1 protein-coding gene is annotated in these 893 nt (G+C 58.5%); it reads left to right on the forward strand.

Going from position 1 to position 893, the window contains the following annotated elements; genetic code table 11:
• Window positions 1–251: 251 nt before the first annotated feature.
• Window positions 252–788 (forward strand): C40 family peptidase, encoded by a 537-nt coding sequence (locus tag QMX93_RS30775; RefSeq protein ID WP_053118536.1) that lies wholly within the window; start codon window positions 252–254, stop codon window positions 786–788.
• Window positions 789–893: the final 105 nt, after the last annotated feature.

Consider the following 893-nt stretch of genomic DNA (forward strand, 5'->3'; position numbering starts at 1 on the left):
CCCCCCACGGTGGTCACCGCCCGCAATTAATACCCCCGTGGGCGCTGCGTTCGCAGCGACAAAACGGTTCCCGGCAAGGGAGTAGACCTATACTTTACAAGGTGAAGTTAAAGTCTTACTTGAAGTTTGCCGCGTAGCCGCTAGAATCCTGAATCTATATTGATGGCAAACCGCCTGCGTGCGTACGCAGGCGGTTTTGTTTTCTGCCCAATCGGCAGAATTAGCCGCAGCCAGATCAGGATGTTCTGCTTATGACCACGTCGGCCCGCCTCGTTTTGATCGCCTTCGCAGCGCTGCTCAGCGCTTGCGCCAGTCGCACACCGCCGCCTGCGCCGGTGGTTCGCGCCCCGATCGTGTTCGCCCCCTCAGAATCTTTTTCGCCTGCTGCTGAAGACGTGCTGTTTCGCGCGCTCGGCCTGGTCGGCACGCCGTATCGCTGGGGCGGCAATACGCCGGATTCGGGATTTGATTGCAGTGGCCTGATTGGTTTTGTTTATCGCGATGCGGCGGGTATTAACCTGCCACGCACCACGCGCGACCTGATCGTGATGCAGGCGCCGAATGTCGGTAAGGAAGGCTTGCAGACCGGCGACCTGATCTTCTTCGCCACCAATGGTGGTTCGCAGGTCAGTCATGCGGGGATTTACGTTGGTGAAGGGCGCTTCGTGCATGCGCCGGCCACGGGTGGGACGGTGAAGCTGGACAGTCTGTCGAAGGCGTATTGGCAGAAGGCTTATCTGAGCGCGAAGCGGGTGTTGCAGCCGGAGCATCTGGCGCGTAACCCGTAATCAGGCCAACACAAAACCCAATAATGTAGGAGTGAGCCTGCTCGCGATAACGTTCGTTCAGTCAAAGAAGATGTCGACTGATACGACGCTATCGCGAGCAGGCTC

This window comes from Pseudomonas sp. PS01303 (assembly GCF_029959385.1).
Classification (GTDB): Bacteria; Pseudomonadota; Gammaproteobacteria; order Pseudomonadales; family Pseudomonadaceae; genus Aquipseudomonas; species Aquipseudomonas rustica.

What these genes read in the sequence shown, in the direction of transcription:
- QMX93_RS30775 (WP_053118536.1), top strand. Translation starts at nt 252, where the DNA reads ATGACCACGTCGGCCCGCCTCGTTTTGATCGCCTTCGCAGCGCTGCTC.